We start from the raw sequence: 18,502 nt of genomic DNA, 5'->3' as shown, positions 1-18,502 counted from the left end.
AATCACTATGTAGTGGAGGGTTATTTGGCATACGTAATTTTAGTATATCATGAGAGAATTAATTTTTTTAGAGAAAAATATTGACAACTATTAGCTGGTTTAGTTCAATATGAATTTATAGTCATGGAAGAATATCAGACAAATCGATAAATTCTAGTTCAGTTTCTGCTTCTGCTTTCGAACGATAAACGGTAATTTTCTCATAGGGTTCCATGTTGTCTTGCCATGTGCCTATATTACTTAGAAAATCTTCTACATTTCCAGAAATTATAAAGCACTCTAAATCCCTATTGATATAACAAATTGGGGCGTCACTTTCTGAATCACACTGCTGATAAACAATTCCGATGAATCCTCCTTTACTATCTTCTGCCACAATATCTACATGTGGAACTGTAAAAAACTCTAGATGCGGAATATCATCGTCAAAGATAATTTGAATATCATAATCGTTAGCGTATCTTTGATACTCCTCATTTCTATTATGAACACCCATTGAGTTAATGGTTGTTCCTGCTGATATAATCTCAGCATCTTCTAAATTAACAAATACGGCTCCAGAGAATGCTGTTCTATCTAGATAAATTTTTCGCATATAAACCCCCGTTTAATCTATTTTAAAGTAAATGCTCATTACTTTTGTGATTTCTTATTGAACTAACCTGCATTGTTAATACAATAATTTCTACAGAAAAAATGGTTAATTCTTCTTAGATTAACGCATCCGTTAGTGAAATTTCGATTAAGAAGCCATATAAAAACCTATTTGTATCCCTATAGGTATGGAAAGCCAAGTAATTATAAGTGAAATAACAAAATAAGGTATTAAATCCTTAAAAAACTGAATCCAAACGAAGATGGCACCAATCCCCCAGATAACAAGAATGATGAAAAACTCTGGTGCAACAAATGTTTCGTTTGTATAATTTTCAGCAATGGTTCCACCCGCAAAAAACAAAGATACCATGAGAGCAATAAAACCACTTATTAAAAGATTAACCAACGATATTATCTTTCGTTTACTCATGATTTTTTCCTTCCCCTCTCTTCTCAACTATCCACCCTTTTGACTCAACAAGCCAGTGGCCTTGTTATACTTTTAATGAAGAAGGATCGGTGTCTATTATTTGGTTTAGTTATTTAAATTATATTATTCTATTTCATACCTTAACGAGTCTTCCATCTGTTTCGTTCGTTGTAATAATTTTTCTCCAGTTTTTATATTCCGTACTTTGGCTGCATAATACATAATATGTTAAGTATGTATTTCTATTTATTGCACCTGATTTCCTGCAATCCTTCTTACATTAACCCGCCCTTTTAGTTCAGTAAGAAAGATCCTCCCAAGCAGCTCAACGATCTTCAAGTAAAGCACCCTTTAGCACAATAAGAGTAAAGTCGAGGTCTCCTTTTATAAGAAGACTTCATTAATTTATATCGCTTTAGCCTTAATAATAAAGCGATGTTGTTTCACATCAAAAAATCCTTTTGACTGAATATGTTTGTGTATATCATATAAACTTTCTTCATATTTTTCGATATTAAAGTCGGGAATTTGCCAAGGTATTGCTTTTAGATAATACACTAATGCACCCACATCATAAAATCGTTGAATTGGGAACTCTTCATTACTATACAATACTTCGAAATTATTCTTTTTAAGTTCCTGTAAAGCTGTCGTCAGGTTCCAATTTTCAAACTCAATGTTCAATGAAACAGCAAATGATTCATTAATTTCTTTACAATCTAAGCCTCCAACTTGCTGTGTTAGAAATACACCATTTTTTTGAATCGTCCTTCTTATCTCTTCGGGTGAATATGATTCATGTTGATTTAAAATCAATTCGAACTGATTATCATTAAATGGTAGTTCAGAGTCCTCCTCAAATGGGACAACTTTTATTCCTAAAGGCTCAAGGTTTTCTTTTGCTATTTCAAAGTTTGGTTTGTAACCTTCTGTTGCATAAACAGAACGAGGGAATGGTCTCAACATTGATAAGAATTCTCCACCACCAGTTCCCATGTCCAACATTGAATCAACATTTTGAATTAGATGTTTTGCCATACTCCCATAAGACCAAGAAAGTAAGCCACTTCTCATTCGTCCAGTTCCCGTAATAAATGAGAAGTCCCATCCAGAAAATTCTTTATTTACATCGTTTAAATAACTTAAAAATTGATTATCTCTTATCATAATTTACCTCCCAAATTGTTTAAAATTAGGTATGAAACGTAGAATGGGAGGTCCTCTTACATAAAAAGTAAGTTGTTATATTTCATGTTCTAATAAATTCATATTTAAACACCCCGAATAATAGTAAGATTTTATTATCTAATTATATCAGAAAATTAAATTTGCTACATATTATTTGGCTTATTCAATAATCCTGCCCCGTTAGTTCAATAAGAAAGAACCACCCAAGCAGCTCAACAATCTTCAAGTAATACACCAAATTGCTTAAGTATATCCCTTATTTATTAAATATGACTTGGGTAATTTGTTCTACTAATTACTTCATATAATCTTAATGTTTTGAATTAATAAATTCGGGTACCGTGAAAAGTAAAGGAGGGTGAATTGTTTTGTCCGAGAAGTCATTATACGAGCGTTTAGGTGGAATCTATAATATTGCTGCTGTCGTTGATCATTTCGCTAAAGCACTAGCAGAAGACCCCGTTGCAGGAAAAAACTCTTCTAATCCCTTTCTCAAAGATTGGTATGCAAATAGAAGCTGGAGGGAAGCAGGTTTTGTAGTTTTGACAACTTTATGGGTTAGCGAAAAGGCTGGTGGTCCTTATAAGTACGTCAGCACTATCCCTAATAATGACAGTCTGGACCTGGAACCCACTCATTACGATATGAAGTTAACTGAGGAAGAATTTGATGCAGCAGGTAAAGTGTTGGCAAACACACTCGATCATTTCGATGTGCCAGTGAAAGAAAAAAATGAAGTTCTTGATGCCTTTATGGCTCACAAGGACGAGGTCATCAGTGGAACAATCAAATAATAAAATAGTCATTAATTATTACAAATAGAGGCTGTTTTCAGAAAAAAATTAATGGTCTCTATTTTTTGTTTTACAAAACAAAAAAGTCCACACACCATGATTTCATCAGGTATGTGGAACATATTATTAAAGGTATTGACTATACTTATCCTCCAAACGATCTTGCATATAAGCAATTGCACCACAGATCGGCCAGTAAATAAGAGCGATTAAAATATACATCGTCATTGAATCAAACGTCCTGCCCGCTACAATTTGAGCTTTTTGAAATAACTCCGGCACCGTTATCATCGCCGCTAGTGACGTGCTCTTCACAATACTTAATAGCACGTTTGAAAGTGGTGGGATCGCAATCCTTACCGCTTGTGGCAGGATTATTTTTCTCATCGTTAACCAGTACGGGAGATTAAGTGCTTTTGCGGACTCCCACTGTCCAATGTCCACACTATTTAAGGCAGAGCGATTAATTTCAGCGATGTACGCAGCGCTATTTAATCCAAAAGCTAGCGCTGCTGCAGTGAAAGCAGTCAATTCTATACCAATGACCGGTAAACCAAAGTAAAGGAGAAATAGGAAAACGATCATTGGTACCCCCCGCATAAACGAGATATACGTTCTAGCAGGAAATCTTAATATAAACAATTTCGAACCTCTTGCAAGCGCAAGGAAAAAACCTAGAATGAGACCCAATAGCATTCCTATCAACGTTAGAATAAGGGTCATCGGTACTCCCTGCAAGAGAAAAGGAAGACTTTCAAGCGCTAATTGAAAATCAAATAAATTATTCAATTGAACATAGTCGATTTCGAACATAGATAACCCCTCTTACTTCTCCCAGTTATGTTCTTTTAGGTATTCGGTATTCTTATCTACTTCGCTATTCCTTCTATCTCAATAACATCTCCCTCAGGTTCGACTGTAACATCTTGTCCATCGAAAAATTCCTCTGAAATTTCTCTTAATGTACCATCCTCCAGCATCTCTGCAACAATGGCATCTACTTCTTCACGTAACTTTTCTGCTTCTTTAGGCATCACAATGCTTGTTGTTGAAGTATGGAACTTTAAATCTGGATGTATTTCAATATTAAATTCCGGAAACGCTTGAATTGCGAGACTCTGTAAGTAATAATCGTTAATTACGACATCCGTTCTTCCGTTATGTACATCTCGTAAATAAGCATCGTTCGTTGCATTACCATACGTTTTTACTTCCGCACCAAACTTTTCAGCGATTTCGCTATAAACAGTTGTTGCCGCTCCTCCAGCGAGTTTACCCTCTAAATCTTCCAGTTTTTCAATCCCTGAATGGTCATCTTTACGAACAATCATCGTTGCGAAAGAATATTTGATAGGTTGTGTGTAAGCAAATTGCTCTTTTCTTTCGCCACGTAGTCCCATGGAGGTCATATCGACTCGACCAGAGTTTATAGCTGATAGTATGGCATCATAGGCCATAATTTCAAACTCAACATCTACCCCTAACCGATTAGCAATTTCTCTCTGAACTTCCACTTCAAAACCTGTTAGTTCATCCGATCCTTCTGGATAGTAAGAAGTAGGATATAGTGTACCTGATGTTCCAACGGTAATAACCCCTTCTTCTTTAATCTCTTCCCAAACTTCATCGGTTACCTCGTCTGTAGTTGTACTATCTTCCGTGGTATCCTCACTATCTCCACAAGCTACAAGTACCAGTACTAAAGCAAATAAAACAGCATATATGGATGATTTTCTCATCTTCCCTCTCCCCCTGTTATATTATTTTGACAACTTATAGTGTAACACGCTGGATTCGATATAACAATATTATTGTATCTGTACTTCATCAGTCGTTCATTTATCTTATAACACCAGTTTCGTAGTGGAGTTTGACTTAGGAAGAAAGTCGAATCACTTAATGAAACTTTTCGATGGCATATCCGTACTGTTACAAGGAGGGTTGATATGAAAATTTTATTTTCTGTTTTTATTTTCGGATTAATCGTCTTTCTGAATCTCGGCCTCTTTTTACCTTCCCTCTTAGCGGTAAACGAAGAGGACATAGGTAGAAACATCAACCATTTAAAGAAGTATAAATGGTTTCAAGACTTGTTAAACAATCAAGAACATAAACAGCTAATTATTCATGACAAAGATGTACGTAGAGTTATTGGAACGTTCGATAGCAAAAAGATGGATAAGAACTTTTTCCAAGATCGGTACCGAAAGAAGATACAAAACATTATACAACAAAAATCAAATTCACTTGTGTAGTACGGGGTCTTTACTTGAAGATTGTTGAACTGCATAGTCGGCTCTTTTTCTTATTCAACTCCCTCTGATAGACTCCATTTAAATATATAAATTAAGGAATTTGCTTAGAGGATGTGATTAAATGCAGGATATATTGCAAGATTTTTTGAAAGTGGAGATTTCTGATCAAGTCTATTATGACGGACTAATTCGCTTTATCTATTCTGGAAATATCAGATGCGGAGAATATGAATGTAATCAATATGTTGTTAAAAAAATGGACTTCTTAAACTTTATCATTTTTGCAGAATATGTGATTGATGAAAAAAGAGAAATTCACCATTCATTTTCCATATCCAAAGGTAAGCTACTTAAAGCGATGAATAACTATGCAAAGAAACAAGGTTTTATAATAAGAAGTTTTGACTGGGCTAATTAGTGAAGTACTAATTTCTTTGTTCCATTAACAGGTGCGTTAATTCAAGAAGGATTAACCACCTTTTTTGTTGTACTTGTAATAAATGGCAGTGAATTAGCCATTGTAGATCAATAGAATTGTAAAATACATAAAAAAGAAAATAAAGGCAACTTTACCCGCCTCCAATTCGTCTCATTTGCAGGGAAATGATTTAGGGAGATTAAAACATGGATAAAAAGAACCCACTCGTTCTCATTGATGCTATATATCATGAGCATTATGTGTATCTCAGAAACTTATTAATAGGATTGACCAAAGATGATGATGTCGCTGACGATATTATCCAGGAGTTGTTTGCCAAAATTCTAGTCTCTCCTTCTAGTGTTACGAAAGTGAACTATATGAGGAGTTGGCTAATTAGAGGAGCGAAAAATACACTGCTCGACTATTACAAAAAGAAGAAGCCAGAGTTGCTTCAAAATGAGAACATTATCGAGTCGTTACTGGTTGATAACTATACACCAGAAATAAGTACCACAATCAATCATGAATTGATGACCGTATTAGGTAAACTGTCCACGACTGACAAAGCAATCATTATTGCGAAAGAGTATTATGGCTATGACTACCAGGAGATCAGTGAGCTTTTAAACATTCCCGTATCGACCATAAAATCGAAAGTGTTTCGAATGAGAAAACGGATGATTAAAGAGAGGTGAGGTTATGGATAGCTTTAAAAAAATACATCTCTTATCTCAGGAGTTGATTCCCTTAATCAATGACCTGGAGGAGGAGCCGAAACAGATAATTCTAGAACACATCAAAGATTGTGGGGATTGCAGAAAATTACATGAGAGCGCCGTAGAGTTCGACGAAAGCATGCCAAAGCAAGACTTTTCGGAGGGTGTGGAATTAAAACCATTAAAGAAACTCGTGCAGTTTAATACTGGACTAAAGTTGCTACTTGTTACGGTGAGAGCGCTCATTTTGTTTTATATTTTCTACTCCAGCTTCTCATATTACGGTGAATCTGCCCCACTGTTGATGGGACAATTTTACTCAGGGATCATTTTATTTTACGTACCGGCTGCGATCTTTTTACTGGTATTCACGTTTACGTTCTTCAATAAAAAATGGTTCTGGACCTCACTAGTTGCTGATTTAGTGATCATTTTTCTCTTAGACAATATCGTGGAGTTATTTTTATAAATTGGGGGTTTGAACATGGCATACCTAATTATGTTAGGTGGATTATTTTTAGGGTTGATCTTTTTTACGTTTGTTTTTATTGTGTCAAAAAGGAACGGCAACTATTATTTGGCACCAATGGTCACCTTTCTTTTTTCTTTATTAATTGTTGTTTACAGTATATTCTTCGTTGGAGGGTTTGAAGGGATGGGTTATTTATTTATCGCTGGTGGTTTTTTAACCATTAGTGTTATTGGTACCCTTCTTTTACCCCTCATCACCCGAAGAATAAAATCACAACAACTCCATAAGGGAGATAAAATCAGTCTTGTTGTTTTACCTATTCTATTTTTTGCAATCATTGGATTAACCATCTATTCAGATGATGGTTATTGGATTATTGCACAAGCAAGCGCTGCCCCTATAGAAACGGAAGGTTACCGAATCTCCACTATTTCGGAAGGTAAGAAAGAAATAACTATACTGCTAGGCGAGGAATATCTAGGAAAAGAGATACAAGTTGAAGATGTGAGTAAATGGGGTTCTACAGAAATCACGCTCAAGCTTATAGGTGAAGGCGTAGATGGCAAGGTTCCTTTCATCCAAATAGGGATAGATGAAATAAAAGAACCGTTGAAAGTGCAAACAACGGATGGTGTGGTTTTTGAAGAAATAGGTAGTTCGGGAAATTAATTTTTGACCGTGATTCCAAGGTTACTATTTGCTTATAAGGTAGGTGCCTTACATTGAACAAATCGTCTAAAACAGGAAAAACATTGGCTTTAATAGGTGGCGGAATTATTTTATTTGGTACTGTATTAATGATAAATGATGACGGTGGAACCTTAACTTCTCTCGCTATTCCTTTCATATTTATAGGTTTATTAGTAATCATGGCATCCATCTTATTTATAGGAAACTTGAGTAACAAAGCGTTTCATATAAATAACTTTATCTTTTTATTTATGTTATTGGCGTTTAACGCAATTGCTTTATTTGGGGCCTTATTCAGCAACACGGCAGGGTCCGAAACGTACTTTGCAACTGGGCTTTCGTATGTCATATGGGGTGTCTTTTATTTCCTTCAATTTGTCCGGCCCAATAAGATTTGGCGGATTACTTGGTTTCTTATGATGGTAGTATTTTTATTCTTTTGGCAGACAGGTCTTGGTTATCTGATCGGTCAAATGATATTTTAACTAACAGGAGCGTTATCCAAGAAGGGTTAACGCTCTTTTTGTCGAATATATTAAAGGGCTGAAGGAGTGGAGATGTAATGAAAAATAAACTTTATCATCTTTTTGCGCATGTTGTTAATATAATCCTTTTGGGAGCTGTCGGGTTTCTCGGACTTGCCCTGTTCGTAAATATTAGTGAGCCAGATCCAAGTGTACCCTCCCCTAGTCCTATAGATATGGGAATTTGGATTTTACTTTTATCCATGTGGGGGTTTAGTTACTGGTACCAATTCAAGAACAGACAATGGACGGTGCTGTTATTTGCTAACCTGCTGTTCATTGTTGCTGTTACTATCGTCATACTTGTGTTGATGCCATTGCTTTATGATCTTTGTTACTTTTAAAAAATGAAACGACGTTGAATTATTGTCTTTATTCTTTACTAATGTATCTTAGCGATGGAGTTGATTTTTTTGAGTAATGAAGCCCCCTCAAAATTAGATAAATGGAGAGAAAAATACGCCGCTTTAGTTGTGGCATTAGCTTGTTTATATGGCGTAATAGATAGTTGGAGTAGTAACTGGATTCTTACTGGTATTTTAAGTTTAGGTGTATTAATTTGTGGAACGATAGGTGTTTTTGATATAAAGCGAGCTATTTATAATAGGAAAAAATGATGTTGCTTTCTGATTCTTATTGAGTTAGCGAATGCATTCATTAAAGAAGGAAAATGAGGGATAACATGAAATTTTATCTGTCGTCTTATAAAATCGGATATGAAGAACAAAGATTAATTGACATGACGAAAACCGGTAATAAAAAAGTTGCATATATCAATAATGCACTGGACTTTGCAACTGATTTAGAAAGAAAAAGTAAAAGTGATGCATCGGACATTTCGGATCTGCTCAGACTAGGTTTTATAGTGGATATTTTAGATTTAAAAAAGTATTTCCATAACCCAGAAGGACTAGAAGATCAACTTAATGAGTATGATGTCATCTGGATAAGGGGCGGCAACACTTTCGTTCTTGCTCAGGCTATGAGATTAAGCGGGTTCGATGAAATTCTTAAAAAGTATTATAGAGACAACAAAGACATCGTATACGGAGGGTACAGTGCGGGCGTTTGTATTCTTGGACCAACGCTAAAAGGGATTGATTTTGCAGATGACCCTAATCAGAAGCCGTATGGAGAAGAGTTTCAAGCTATTTGGGACGGACTACATATTTTAGATTATGCAGTTGCTCCCCATTATAAATCAGACCATCCAGAGTCTCGAGATATAGACAATTACATTGAATATCTGATTAATAATAAAATACCTTTTAAAGCATTAAGGGATGGAGAAGTAATTATCATTGAATGATGGTACAGAGTTACTCAAAAACGCTCAGAAAGATCTGAGCGTTTCACATGTTGTTGAACCATTCTTCTGTTCTTAATCTATCCACACGCCGGTAATAGCGTCCAATGGAAGCTCCATATCTTCTATCTTAATATAATTAAGCAAGGGATTGACACCTAATAACTTTCCTTTTATCTTGTGGTAATCGTGGTCTTTAAAATATTCAATCTCAATCGTCAAGTCATCCTTAAGAGCAAACTGCAGCTTTAAATTCATTTCCGTTATTAATTGTTCATCAAGCATCGGCTTCTCTTTCCATTCCTTTTGACTCCACATTTCCTTCAACATATTTGCATGCTCCGGCAGCATCATTGATGTCCATTTGATTGTACCTCTATCGTTAATCATCCTATATCCACCTTTCAACATATTGTATTTTTTATTATATAAGAACATACGTTTGTGTTCAATGGTAATTTGTTGAAAGTATGGTTTCTTAATTAAACTATCGTACACGTTCACGCAAGAAGCGACAAGCATTTATTAACTCGTTTCAATTCAGAAAAATTTTACCCTTCTTATCCACTAGGGGATTATTCATTTCTAAATTCAATCAATTCCTTTAATCTTTCTTCGTAGCTTTTATCTACCATATTGGAAATTAAAGCATCCACATCGTTGGAATTGAATTCAGGCAATCGCTCATTAGCTTCAATTAAAGTTTTTCTAGCTGCTTCATCATGAACAAAGGTGTCAACAATATGAACAGAAGCACCAGATAATATATATTCTTGTACTTCTTTTGGAAGTTTTTCTAAATCAGCTTGAATCTCACCGACGAAATAATGCTCATATTCAGATGGTGTTTTGAATTCTGTTCCGCTAACTTCCTCGAGATTCTTTGTAATTTCTTCGATTTCCCTTGATAATTCTTCAGATGCATCTTCAACCGAGGTTTCTCCAACTTCAATTGTTGTACCTAACTTTGTTAAATCCATCGAGTTCGCGATTTTCAATATTTCTTCCTTTTCAATCCCACGCGTAGATATCGTGATGATTTGGTTTTCACCAAAGATATGAAGGTTGCTAAAGTGAGCAACATCCTCTGCCTCTAACCGGAGAATAGAAGGATGCCCAGCTAATTCAAATTCTTCAAATGATTCGTCTTTGTAGTCAAATTTAAATTGCCACATATCTTCTACACTTCCTTCTCCTAGATAAACGCTAAGAGATTGATCTTCAGGAAGATGGTAATCAGCATATGCATATGCTGATTCAGATACTTCTACTACGTGTTTTGGTTCAGCAGGCTCTTGTCCTGGGACATAAGTTGGAAGAATCAAGTTTATAATATCTATGAGAGGTTCAACACTCTCCGTCCTCTCACCATATTTACTTTCTCTTATAGTCTCTTGTTGCTCCGATTCAACCGCTTCATCAGCTTCATCTAATATAAAAAAGTTTTCTGTTTGGTTGTCCTGTGGTTTTGTTGATGATTCTTCGTTAAGACTGAGAATATCGGTTGCAAACAATTGATAACCAATGAATAGAAGGACTACAAACACACCAAAGCTAGATACATATTTAAGTCTGACAAAATATTTTGCAGGCTGCTTCATGTCGTCTATGTTCAATAGTAGATTGCTCCGAGTCTGTTTTTTTTGTTTTCTAGTCATTATGATATCCCTATCCAGTTGTTGTAAATAGTCATCATAGACAGGCCGATTACTATATTGTTTTTTCATTTAGAAACCCCTCCTTAGTAAGTTGTTTTTCTAAAGCGGGAATGGCCCGATGAAGAGTAGATTAACCTTGCTTTCTGACCAATTCAAGATTTCACTTGTTTCTTTAATGCTGAAACCCTTTAACTTTCTTAGAACAATCACTTCACGATAAGGTTGTTTGATGTTGCCCAACGCTCTATATAGCTCTTTTGAAGTTTCCCTAACCTCAACAATATCTGCTGGTAGTGGGTTGGTTTCTTCTTTGGTTCCAAATATATCCTTAAAGACACTTATCGGTTTTCGCTTTCTCATATAGTCGATGGTTATATTGCGAGCGATACTAAAAAGCCAAGTTTTCGGTTTTGCCCGTTCTTCAAATGAATGATACTTTTTATAAGCATTTAGGAATGTATCCTGAGTTAAGTCTTCCGCTAGTTGATAATCACGGACCATCATGAATATGTAACTGAATATCGAATCACTGTAGCGATCGTACCATTCAGTAATTCCCCTTGTGATGTTGTCTTCTGCCAAAACAACTCTCCCCCTAGATTTTCTCATCGTTACTAAGACGTAATTGGATTTTAAAAGTTGCAAATTTCGTTATTTAATTCTGAATAAAAAAGAGTCGTCCCTTTTGACAACTCTTTAATGAACAAAGCATATTATTGAACAATCCCTCTTTACATTTGAATTCAAAATAAGAAATATAGAACAAAAAACACTAAAAGTGTCCAAGCATAAGAAATATGTATAGATTTTTGGCTTTGTTGGGAAGTTCTTTGTTTTTTGTATTCGAACGAAAAGATAAACAGGAAAATTAAAAATAAGAAATAAACAAGAAACACATAAATTGTGAATCGCCATTATTCCACCCATGTCATGATAGGACCGATCGTTCCACCCAATATAAATACAATTACTGATAAAACACCTATAATTACAGTGATTTTTGGCATCCTTGACCATATCGGATTATTAAGTAGACTTTTATCTTTTTTAGCCTCAAATAAGAAGATAAAATAAATAAAAGTTACAATCAATGCAACAATGAAAAAAGTACCGAATGAAGGTATTACCGTAGTCCATTCTCCGGTTGTTAATTGAACGGTCCTGTCTTGACTTGTAAATTCTAACAACCACATAGATGTTACAATTAATAAAATCATTAGTATTTGGTATAAATTCCACATCACCTTTATCCCCCTATGTATCTACCGTATAAACAAATAAGTATAAGGTGACCCCCGCTTTGATCACCTTCATTAATTTTTGCACCGTTATAAAAGAATGAACCCGAAAGAGAACTGGTTTTATGCAAAGGAGTTTTCATCAGAAAGAATTGTATCTTTGATATAGTTCACATGCTCTATCATGTGGCCGATGTTACCCTCTCCAGCGTATAAAGACATATCAAAAAAGTTTTGATCTAAATCAGACCAATACAGAATATTTTCATCACCAGAAACTGATATTGCTCTCTTTAATCTACCAACATAAACCTCAACATAACAATCTTGAAGATGATAGGTAAAATCCATTAAATGATGTAATTTTATATCTTCTTTTGAAATACTTGTTTCTTCAAGAAGCACTCTGTAGGCGGCCTCAATACCTGCCTCTCCAACTTCAATTTTGCCACCCACTAAATTACTTAATCCTTTATAAGGGTCTTTTAATCTTTTACACATCAACAACTTATCCAGTTTATTGTTGTAAACCATTATCACATTATAACCTTGCATTCAATCACTCCCTTATTAAACTAACTCCCTCAATATTTCATTCACTTCTATCTCTATTCCATTTATAAGGTTTCTTTGTCCAATGATAAAAAAGAATAATCAGGACCATTAAAATAGATATCCCTATGTTATCAACCCAACGTACTTTCTGATAAAAAATCAACTGCCAAATAATTGCTACTACAAAATATATCAATGGAAGTCTAATACTCTTCCTAAACATACTACCACCCGTTTTCGTTTTTTAGGATATGTCACTTTAATAGAATCAACTGAAGTCTGCTTGTAAAATTTTCCTTTAAATGAAATACTAACATAATATTCCAATATTAAAACTCAAAATTTAATCAAAAAAAGGCGACCTTAATATGATCATCTTGTTAACGTTTGCATACGTAAGCTTAATATTTAATTATATTTTAAAATAATTTCAGGTTCTAATTTTCATGTTGGGTAAAACTTAATCGCATAAAAAGATAACCGTCTTCCATATCATCTGTCATTGTAAAACCTACGCTACTCCATAGTTTTTGTGCATTTATATTTTCTGGCTCCACTGGTAAAGAAATTTTACTTGCGTTGTAGTCTTTACGTAAATATTCAATGCAAAGCTTAGCTGCCGCTGTTCCGTAACCTCTTTTTTGAAAACGGCTGTCTATCATGAAATTTATTATTTGATGGTTCTCTTCGCCAATATACATTAAAACATAGCCGACCATCACATCATCCGCATAAATGGCAAAGGGGCGTGAATCATCATAAAAAACCCAAGCCTCTGCCAAAGACCACGCAACAGGATCTACGAAATCTGTATTGTCAACCGACACTTTCAAATTCAAACATTCTTCATAATTATCTTCGTTAATTGTTTTTAATGTCACCAAAGGAATTCTCCATTCTTAAACATCGCGTTTTTTAAACAATAAAATACATTTGCTCTTTATCGCATCAACTCCCAGCATTGCCCAATTCTTCGGAAATTTATTGATTCGTGATCGATAACTATAAAAATATAACCTTATTTTCGACTTACAACTACTGCACCAATTCCACTTACTATAAAATATACAAATATCATGATCCATAAATAATATACGGAAACTTGTTCCATTCCAACAAAGGTGACGATAGCTAACAATAGAAAAGCTACACCAATAAAGATATTAGAAGCATAGACATAATATCTGATCATATTATAACGTGTTCGCTCATCTATATCAGGAGTATTATCCTTTTTCATCCGATTTCTAATGAGATCAATAATAAAAAACAACAACACTCCAGAGAGAGAACCTAGTAATCCTGAAAGATTTAGTGTACCTGTAATAAGTTGTCCTAGTGTCATCCCAATCAAAGCACCGATTGCTCCAAACGTTAATATCCACTTACTAATTCTTTGCTTCATTTCTCTTCCTCCTCTTCCAAAATAAATATTTTTTCAATGGGCATCTCAAAATACTTTACAATTTTCAAAGCCAATTCAAGACTGGGGTTATACTTATTATTTTCAATCGCTGTCATCGTTTGTCTTGTTACTTGCAGATCTTCTGCCATTTGTAACTGTTTGATGCCCTTTTCTCTTCGTATTTTCCGTATATTATTTTTAACTGGCAATTCTTTCACCACCTGAATGTAAAGACCTCTTTACTTTTTTTATAACATAACCCCCTAAGTATGTAAAGAGTTATTAACATTTTTATCGCATATAATCTATGTATCTTTCTTGTAGGCTTGCTATCTGTAAAGTTATTTCCGATGGTAAAAGCTAATACATACCATCATTTCCATAAAAATAGGAGTACAAAACGCGATGCGTTTTGTACTCCTTATCATGTGTTAGTTATTGTTCTCTCTCCCAGAACAGCACCCATTATTTAAATAGTATCTGATTTTTCAAGGCCAAAGATTCTATTTTTGACTCCTGGCATGTACAATATTTCTTTCCGTCGCAGTAAAACTTTTGATACGATTCTGATTTGATGTAATTCACTACTTCATCACATTTGTCACAGATCATAATAAGCATTTTCCGTCCCCCCTTGTTATTAAGGTACATCATATAAATACATAAATCAACCCCAACCCCTTGCAGGACAAGGGAATTCATACAGGGACAATAAATGTCCCTAAAGTATTCACACCCGTGAAATTAGTGTTTTATGAGGTTGTTCAGGTCGGAACTAACTTGAAATTTGAAAAGGATGAAATTAATTTTTATGGTCATTTACTTGAAATAGGAAGAGCATTGCTCAATCTCAGTGGGCAGAAAGCAAATCATGCTAATACCTGTGATAATTTTGCGCCAATTCGACAATATAAACAAAAACAGGGACTTCAATTCTTATGTGAATTGTGTCCCCAAAGAATATGTTCTTTAATGTTTTCTCCCCATCAAACGAACCCGTTACATTTTTATTCATATTTGTTTTTTCAATCTCTCAATCTCTTGCACCTCTAAATGTGTAACATCCGAGATTAACTCCACACTTAATCCTTTCTTCAACATCTCCGTCGCAACTTCTTTTTTTCCTATCTCTTTCCCAATTTCCTTGCCTAGCTCTTTCCCCTTCTCCTCATAAGATATTGGAATCTCCAAGATCTTCTCCGCTTCAGGTAAATTCCTTATCTCCTCCATTAACTTATCCTCCTCTTTTTTTGATAATTTTAGATACGTTTCAAAGAAGCCGTAAATCAATCGTTGTCTGGCTGGATCAAGTTCCATTCTTGTTATCATCCGTAAAAATTCTTTTTTAACTTCTATTTTCTCATCTTCATTATATCCCATCTTGCTTAAAAGCGCCGCAGCAGCCGGGTTGTCCGAACGAATATAATCGCGCCAATTCTTTTTCCGTAGGTGTAAGGTCAAATAATGAAATGTTAAAACATGAAAAAATGGAAATTCCATCGTGTATCTATTCTTTTCCCAATTTTCCTTGTAACTAAAAACGGCTATAGGTACAATAGGCTTTCTATATTTATTGTATAGCAAACTAAAATAGCGAAACATCCTTTCATGAAATTCTCTTTGCACATAACTCTGAGGCTTTATATGAACTATAATTACAACGTCTGTATTTCTTAACTTTGTCTCCACTACAATATCAAGACGACGGTTCTCACCTTGCAACACATCTGTATACACTTCCTCGGAGATCGGTTTTATAGCTTGGAAATCAAGATGTTCATATACGTCCGGGAAAAATGCTTCAATAAATTCCTTAAAAAAGGTGTTGATGAGTTCTTTGTACAGTTGATCGTGCTTCATGTAAATGCGGGGTACTTCTCTTACTACTAGAGGCATTGCCAACATATCACTTCCCTCAGAAATATTTTGGTGAGGTAACTGTATGTTATTCTGACCAAATAGTAGCACATACATTCTCCTCCTTCAACTAGTACAGAGCAATTATTGCGCTAAATACCTACCAGTTTCCCTTCTCTCTGTCTCAGTTCCCTCACCCTGCCATACTCCCGTAAAAACTCCATCTCCACCACCCCTGTCGGCCCATTCCGATGTTTTGAAATGATCACCTCCAGCACATTCTTTTTTTTACTGTCCTTGTTGTAATAGTCATCTCTGTATAAGAGAGCGATGACATCTGCATCTTGCTCGATATTTCCTGATTCTCTTAAATCAGACATGAGCGGGCGTTTATCCTGTCTCGTTTCCACACTTCGGGAGAGCTGTGACAGCAGGACAATCGGGATCTCCAGCTCCATTGCGAGTAATTTCAGTTCCCTCGTAATCTCTCCAATTTCTAAATCGCGGCGATCTTTTCGAAGGGTGGTTGGTGTAATAAGCTGGAGATAATCGATGAGGACAAGCTGATTTTGATTTGCTGCATCACGCTGGTGCTTTCGTATTTCGGCTCGGATTTGTGCTATCGTTCGTTTGGAATCGATGATCTCCAGCTGCCAGTTGGACAGATCACCAATTGCTCGCATTGCCTGTTGATAATCTTCGGGTGAAAACCGGTTATGTATATCGCGCCATTTGCCCCCATTCACAAGCGCTTGTGCTGAAATCATCCGCTTCAACAGCTGGCGTCTTCCCATTTCCAGACTAAACAAAAGTGTCGACCCTCCGTTCATACAATGACCTGCTGCCAAGTTCAGGGCGAATGCCGTCTTCCCGACAGAGGGTCTTGCAGCGATGATAATTAAATCTCCTCGCTGCATTCCTCCCGTAAGTTCGTCTAATGAACGGATGCCAGTCAGGTGACCCAATTTCTCGAGGTTTGGATTCATCAGTTCTTCACTGATTCCGATCAACTCCTCAAAGGTGCTGTTTTCCGTTTCAGATGCTATAAGTGCGGTGACATCCTTTAAGTCATTGACTAAACGATCCAAGCTAGATAGAGATGGCTCGATTAAAAAATCTTGTACAGCCTGCTTTGCCTGATGCAATTGATACGATTCGATTAAGATCTGCTCGTAATGTTTAAAAGTCGCAGTACTCGGAATCGATTCAAGGAGTTGAGTCAGGTATTGAACACCGCCGATTGCTCCAATTTTATCTCCTAATACCGCTGTCAGGATCACCATATCAATGACTTGTTTCTCTCGATAAGCTTCTTCCATCGCCTCGAAAATGAGTTTATGCTCCTGGTATCTGAAGTAATTGGAATCGATCTCTAATTCGTTGAACAGCTCGTTTTCAAGGAGTATCGAACCAAGCAAACTCGTTTCTGCATGGTACGTGTCCATCCTACTCCCACCCTTTCTCCCGCAGTAACTGTTCCAGCTGCTCCTGGAACTCTAGTTTCATTTCCGGGGTAACCTTCTTCGCTTCTTCCTTCCACCTTTCAATTTCCGCGAGTGGTGATTCTTCCTCATCTTCCACTTCCTCCTCTTCATACGCGGCAATTTCACTGAGCTGTGGTGGATACGGGTGATGCATGACATGCTCACCCAAATTTTCCATCACTTTACGGAAATTCATTTTCTTTAAATTCGGTACTAAAATTTTTGCTTTACGCTCCGTCAGCTTGAACTTCGGATACATTTCCTCCATCGTATACAATACTTCCATTGCCTCATCGATCGTCATTTGAATTCCTCCCTCGCCCATTTCAGCAGTGCTTGCTGTTTATCTGTTTTGTTGATTCGGTGATCTTGGATAGGCTGTATATTGTGTTTATCATTTTTCATTTTTTCATAGTTCCGCACTTCCTCGATCGTTTGCAGACCATTCGTCACCCATTCTTTTAAAATCGTTTCCACGTAGCTGAAGGTCTTGCCGCCTTTCTTCACTGCGAGCGTAACGCCCTCTTCGACCACTTCCAAACCAACGATCTGCACCCAACGGATGAACTCTTTTTTTATCAACGGCTTCAACTTGCCGAAATTTTGCTCATACATGTTAAAAAGAGATTGAAGCTGGCGCGCGTCTCTGAACTGCCCCCTGTCAAGTAGACAGCGGAAATAATAAAAAGAATTTAAGCGGCTTTAGCTCTGTATTCTATAGGGCTAAGGCCGTTTAATCCTTCTTGATATCTTTTGTTGTTGTAGAAATAAATGTATTTTTCAATTGCTTTTGATAGTTCCTCAAAGGTCTCATACTTATGTAAATAATACTCTTCACATTTGAGGGTTCCCCAAAACGATTCCATCGGTCCATTATCAATACATTTTCCTACTCTTGACATACTGTGAGTC

At 35.9% G+C, this 18,502-nt stretch carries 28 protein-coding genes; 10 read left to right on the top strand and 18 right to left on the bottom strand.

The genetic code is table 11. The annotated features are described in order from the left end of the window. Positions 1-121: 121 nt before the first annotated feature. The 3 genes from ACFSBH_RS00520 to ACFSBH_RS00510 form a co-directional block, all read right to left on the bottom strand. A complete protein-coding gene (locus ACFSBH_RS00520) occupies positions 122-595 on the bottom strand; it encodes a hypothetical protein (RefSeq protein WP_379595533.1) in 474 nt (157 codons plus the stop codon). Positions 596-742: 147 nt separating this feature from the next. Further along, positions 743-1,027: a hypothetical protein gene (locus ACFSBH_RS00515; protein WP_379595531.1), complete on the bottom strand. Its 285-nt coding sequence runs from the start codon at positions 1,025-1,027 to the stop codon at positions 743-745. A 405-nt stretch (positions 1,028-1,432) separates the two neighbouring features. Then, positions 1,433-2,194 carry a methyltransferase domain-containing protein gene (locus tag ACFSBH_RS00510; RefSeq protein ID WP_204169676.1) on the bottom strand — a complete coding sequence of 254 codons (762 nt, stop codon included), beginning with the start codon at positions 2,192-2,194 and terminating at the stop codon, positions 1,433-1,435. A 389-nt stretch (positions 2,195-2,583) separates the two neighbouring features. Here ACFSBH_RS00510 and ACFSBH_RS00505 point away from each other — a divergent pair, with 389 nt between their 5' ends. Then, positions 2,584-3,009, top strand: coding sequence for a globin domain-containing protein (locus ACFSBH_RS00505; protein WP_251515778.1), 426 nt, complete (start codon positions 2,584-2,586; stop codon positions 3,007-3,009). 126 nt (positions 3,010-3,135) lie between these two features. Here the strand turns inward: ACFSBH_RS00505 and ACFSBH_RS00500 are convergent, their stop codons facing one another. Both ACFSBH_RS00500 and ACFSBH_RS00495 read right to left on the bottom strand, forming a co-directional pair. Next, positions 3,136-3,822 carry an amino acid ABC transporter permease gene (locus ACFSBH_RS00500; protein WP_251515779.1) on the bottom strand — a complete coding sequence of 229 codons (687 nt, stop codon included), beginning with the start codon at positions 3,820-3,822 and terminating at the stop codon, positions 3,136-3,138. 56 nt (positions 3,823-3,878) lie between these two features. Continuing rightward, positions 3,879-4,748 (bottom strand): transporter substrate-binding domain-containing protein, encoded by an 870-nt coding sequence (locus ACFSBH_RS00495; RefSeq protein ID WP_251515780.1) that lies wholly within the window; start codon positions 4,746-4,748, stop codon positions 3,879-3,881. 207 nt (positions 4,749-4,955) lie between these two features. Between ACFSBH_RS00495 and ACFSBH_RS00490 the strand changes: the two genes are divergently transcribed. From ACFSBH_RS00490 to ACFSBH_RS00450, 9 genes are all read left to right on the top strand, one after another. Further along, entirely contained in the window at positions 4,956-5,264 is a 309-nt protein-coding gene (locus ACFSBH_RS00490; protein WP_251515781.1) for a hypothetical protein, read from the top strand. 121 nt (positions 5,265-5,385) lie between these two features. Continuing rightward, positions 5,386-5,682 carry a hypothetical protein gene (locus ACFSBH_RS00485; protein ID WP_251515782.1) on the top strand — a complete coding sequence of 99 codons (297 nt, stop codon included), beginning with the start codon at positions 5,386-5,388 and terminating at the stop codon, positions 5,680-5,682. A gap of 206 nt (positions 5,683-5,888) precedes the next feature. After that, on the top strand, positions 5,889-6,380 hold the full coding sequence (locus tag ACFSBH_RS00480) for an RNA polymerase sigma factor (protein ID WP_251515783.1): 492 nt from the start codon (positions 5,889-5,891) through the stop codon (positions 6,378-6,380). Positions 6,381-6,384: 4 nt separating this feature from the next. Further along, positions 6,385-6,870 carry a hypothetical protein gene (locus ACFSBH_RS00475; RefSeq protein WP_379595527.1) on the top strand — a complete coding sequence of 162 codons (486 nt, stop codon included), beginning with the start codon at positions 6,385-6,387 and terminating at the stop codon, positions 6,868-6,870. A gap of 15 nt (positions 6,871-6,885) precedes the next feature. Then, positions 6,886-7,542 (top strand): YesK family protein, encoded by a 657-nt coding sequence (locus ACFSBH_RS00470; RefSeq protein WP_379595525.1) that lies wholly within the window; start codon positions 6,886-6,888, stop codon positions 7,540-7,542. 53 nt (positions 7,543-7,595) lie between these two features. Next, on the top strand, positions 7,596-8,048 hold the full coding sequence (locus ACFSBH_RS00465; RefSeq protein ID WP_251515786.1) for a hypothetical protein: 453 nt from the start codon (positions 7,596-7,598) through the stop codon (positions 8,046-8,048). A 77-nt stretch (positions 8,049-8,125) separates the two neighbouring features. Beyond that, positions 8,126-8,431 carry a hypothetical protein gene (locus ACFSBH_RS00460; RefSeq protein WP_251515787.1) on the top strand — a complete coding sequence of 102 codons (306 nt, stop codon included), beginning with the start codon at positions 8,126-8,128 and terminating at the stop codon, positions 8,429-8,431. Positions 8,432-8,500: 69 nt separating this feature from the next. After that, positions 8,501-8,704, top strand: coding sequence for a hypothetical protein (locus ACFSBH_RS00455; protein WP_379595522.1), 204 nt, complete (start codon positions 8,501-8,503; stop codon positions 8,702-8,704). Positions 8,705-8,769: 65 nt separating this feature from the next. Next, positions 8,770-9,396 (top strand): Type 1 glutamine amidotransferase-like domain-containing protein, encoded by a 627-nt coding sequence (locus ACFSBH_RS00450; protein WP_379595520.1) that lies wholly within the window; start codon positions 8,770-8,772, stop codon positions 9,394-9,396. Between the two features lie 72 nt (positions 9,397-9,468). Here ACFSBH_RS00450 and ACFSBH_RS00445 read toward each other — a convergent pair whose 3' ends face one another. The 13 genes from ACFSBH_RS00445 to ACFSBH_RS00385 form a co-directional block, all read right to left on the bottom strand. After that, the gene (locus ACFSBH_RS00445) at positions 9,469-9,783 is read right to left on the bottom strand and encodes a YolD-like family protein (RefSeq protein ID WP_251515792.1); all 315 of its coding nucleotides are present in this window, start codon (positions 9,781-9,783) and stop codon (positions 9,469-9,471) included. 185 nt (positions 9,784-9,968) lie between these two features. Next, positions 9,969-11,120, bottom strand: a complete 1,152-nt coding sequence (locus ACFSBH_RS00440) for a DUF4367 domain-containing protein (RefSeq protein ID WP_379595518.1) — start codon at positions 11,118-11,120, stop codon at positions 9,969-9,971. 30 nt (positions 11,121-11,150) lie between these two features. After that, entirely contained in the window at positions 11,151-11,633 is a 483-nt protein-coding gene (locus tag ACFSBH_RS00435; RefSeq protein ID WP_379595516.1) for an RNA polymerase sigma factor, read from the bottom strand. Between the two features lie 332 nt (positions 11,634-11,965). Next, positions 11,966-12,292, bottom strand: coding sequence for a hypothetical protein (locus ACFSBH_RS00430; protein WP_379595514.1), 327 nt, complete (start codon positions 12,290-12,292; stop codon positions 11,966-11,968). Between the two features lie 120 nt (positions 12,293-12,412). Beyond that, the gene (locus ACFSBH_RS00425; RefSeq protein ID WP_379595512.1) at positions 12,413-12,844 is read right to left on the bottom strand and encodes an NUDIX hydrolase; all 432 of its coding nucleotides are present in this window, start codon (positions 12,842-12,844) and stop codon (positions 12,413-12,415) included. Between the two features lie 437 nt (positions 12,845-13,281). Further along, entirely contained in the window at positions 13,282-13,725 is a 444-nt protein-coding gene (locus ACFSBH_RS00420; RefSeq protein ID WP_251515801.1) for a GNAT family N-acetyltransferase, read from the bottom strand. A gap of 137 nt (positions 13,726-13,862) precedes the next feature. Further along, complete coding sequence (locus ACFSBH_RS00415; RefSeq protein WP_379595510.1) at positions 13,863-14,249, bottom strand: hypothetical protein; 387 nt, start codon at positions 14,247-14,249, stop codon at positions 13,863-13,865. After that, on the bottom strand, positions 14,246-14,458 hold the full coding sequence (locus ACFSBH_RS00410; RefSeq protein ID WP_251515805.1) for a helix-turn-helix transcriptional regulator: 213 nt from the start codon (positions 14,456-14,458) through the stop codon (positions 14,246-14,248). Before ACFSBH_RS00410 ends, ACFSBH_RS00415 begins: the two co-directional genes overlap by 4 nt. Positions 14,459-15,260: 802 nt before the next feature. After that, positions 15,261-16,145 carry an Rpn family recombination-promoting nuclease/putative transposase gene (locus tag ACFSBH_RS00405; RefSeq protein WP_379595535.1) on the bottom strand — a complete coding sequence of 295 codons (885 nt, stop codon included), beginning with the start codon at positions 16,143-16,145 and terminating at the stop codon, positions 15,261-15,263. A gap of 113 nt (positions 16,146-16,258) precedes the next feature. Then, on the bottom strand, positions 16,259-17,551 hold the full coding sequence (locus tag ACFSBH_RS00400; protein ID WP_379595508.1) for a replicative DNA helicase: 1,293 nt from the start codon (positions 17,549-17,551) through the stop codon (positions 16,259-16,261). A 1-nt stretch (position 17,552) separates the two neighbouring features. Then, entirely contained in the window at positions 17,553-17,894 is a 342-nt protein-coding gene (locus ACFSBH_RS00395) for a hypothetical protein (RefSeq protein WP_379595506.1), read from the bottom strand. Continuing rightward, complete coding sequence (locus ACFSBH_RS00390; RefSeq protein WP_379595504.1) at positions 17,891-18,205, bottom strand: DnaD domain-containing protein; 315 nt, start codon at positions 18,203-18,205, stop codon at positions 17,891-17,893. Before ACFSBH_RS00390 ends, ACFSBH_RS00395 begins: the two co-directional genes overlap by 4 nt. 77 nt (positions 18,206-18,282) lie before the next feature. Beyond that, positions 18,283-18,502 (bottom strand): transposase (locus ACFSBH_RS00385; protein ID WP_379595502.1); only part of this gene is annotated, 220 nt, incomplete at its 5' end.

Source organism: Oceanobacillus luteolus, assembly GCF_042678205.1.
Taxonomy (GTDB): Bacteria; Bacillota; Bacilli; order Bacillales; family Amphibacillaceae; genus Oceanobacillus; species Oceanobacillus luteolus.
This window is presented reverse-complemented; position numbering and strand designations above follow the sequence as displayed.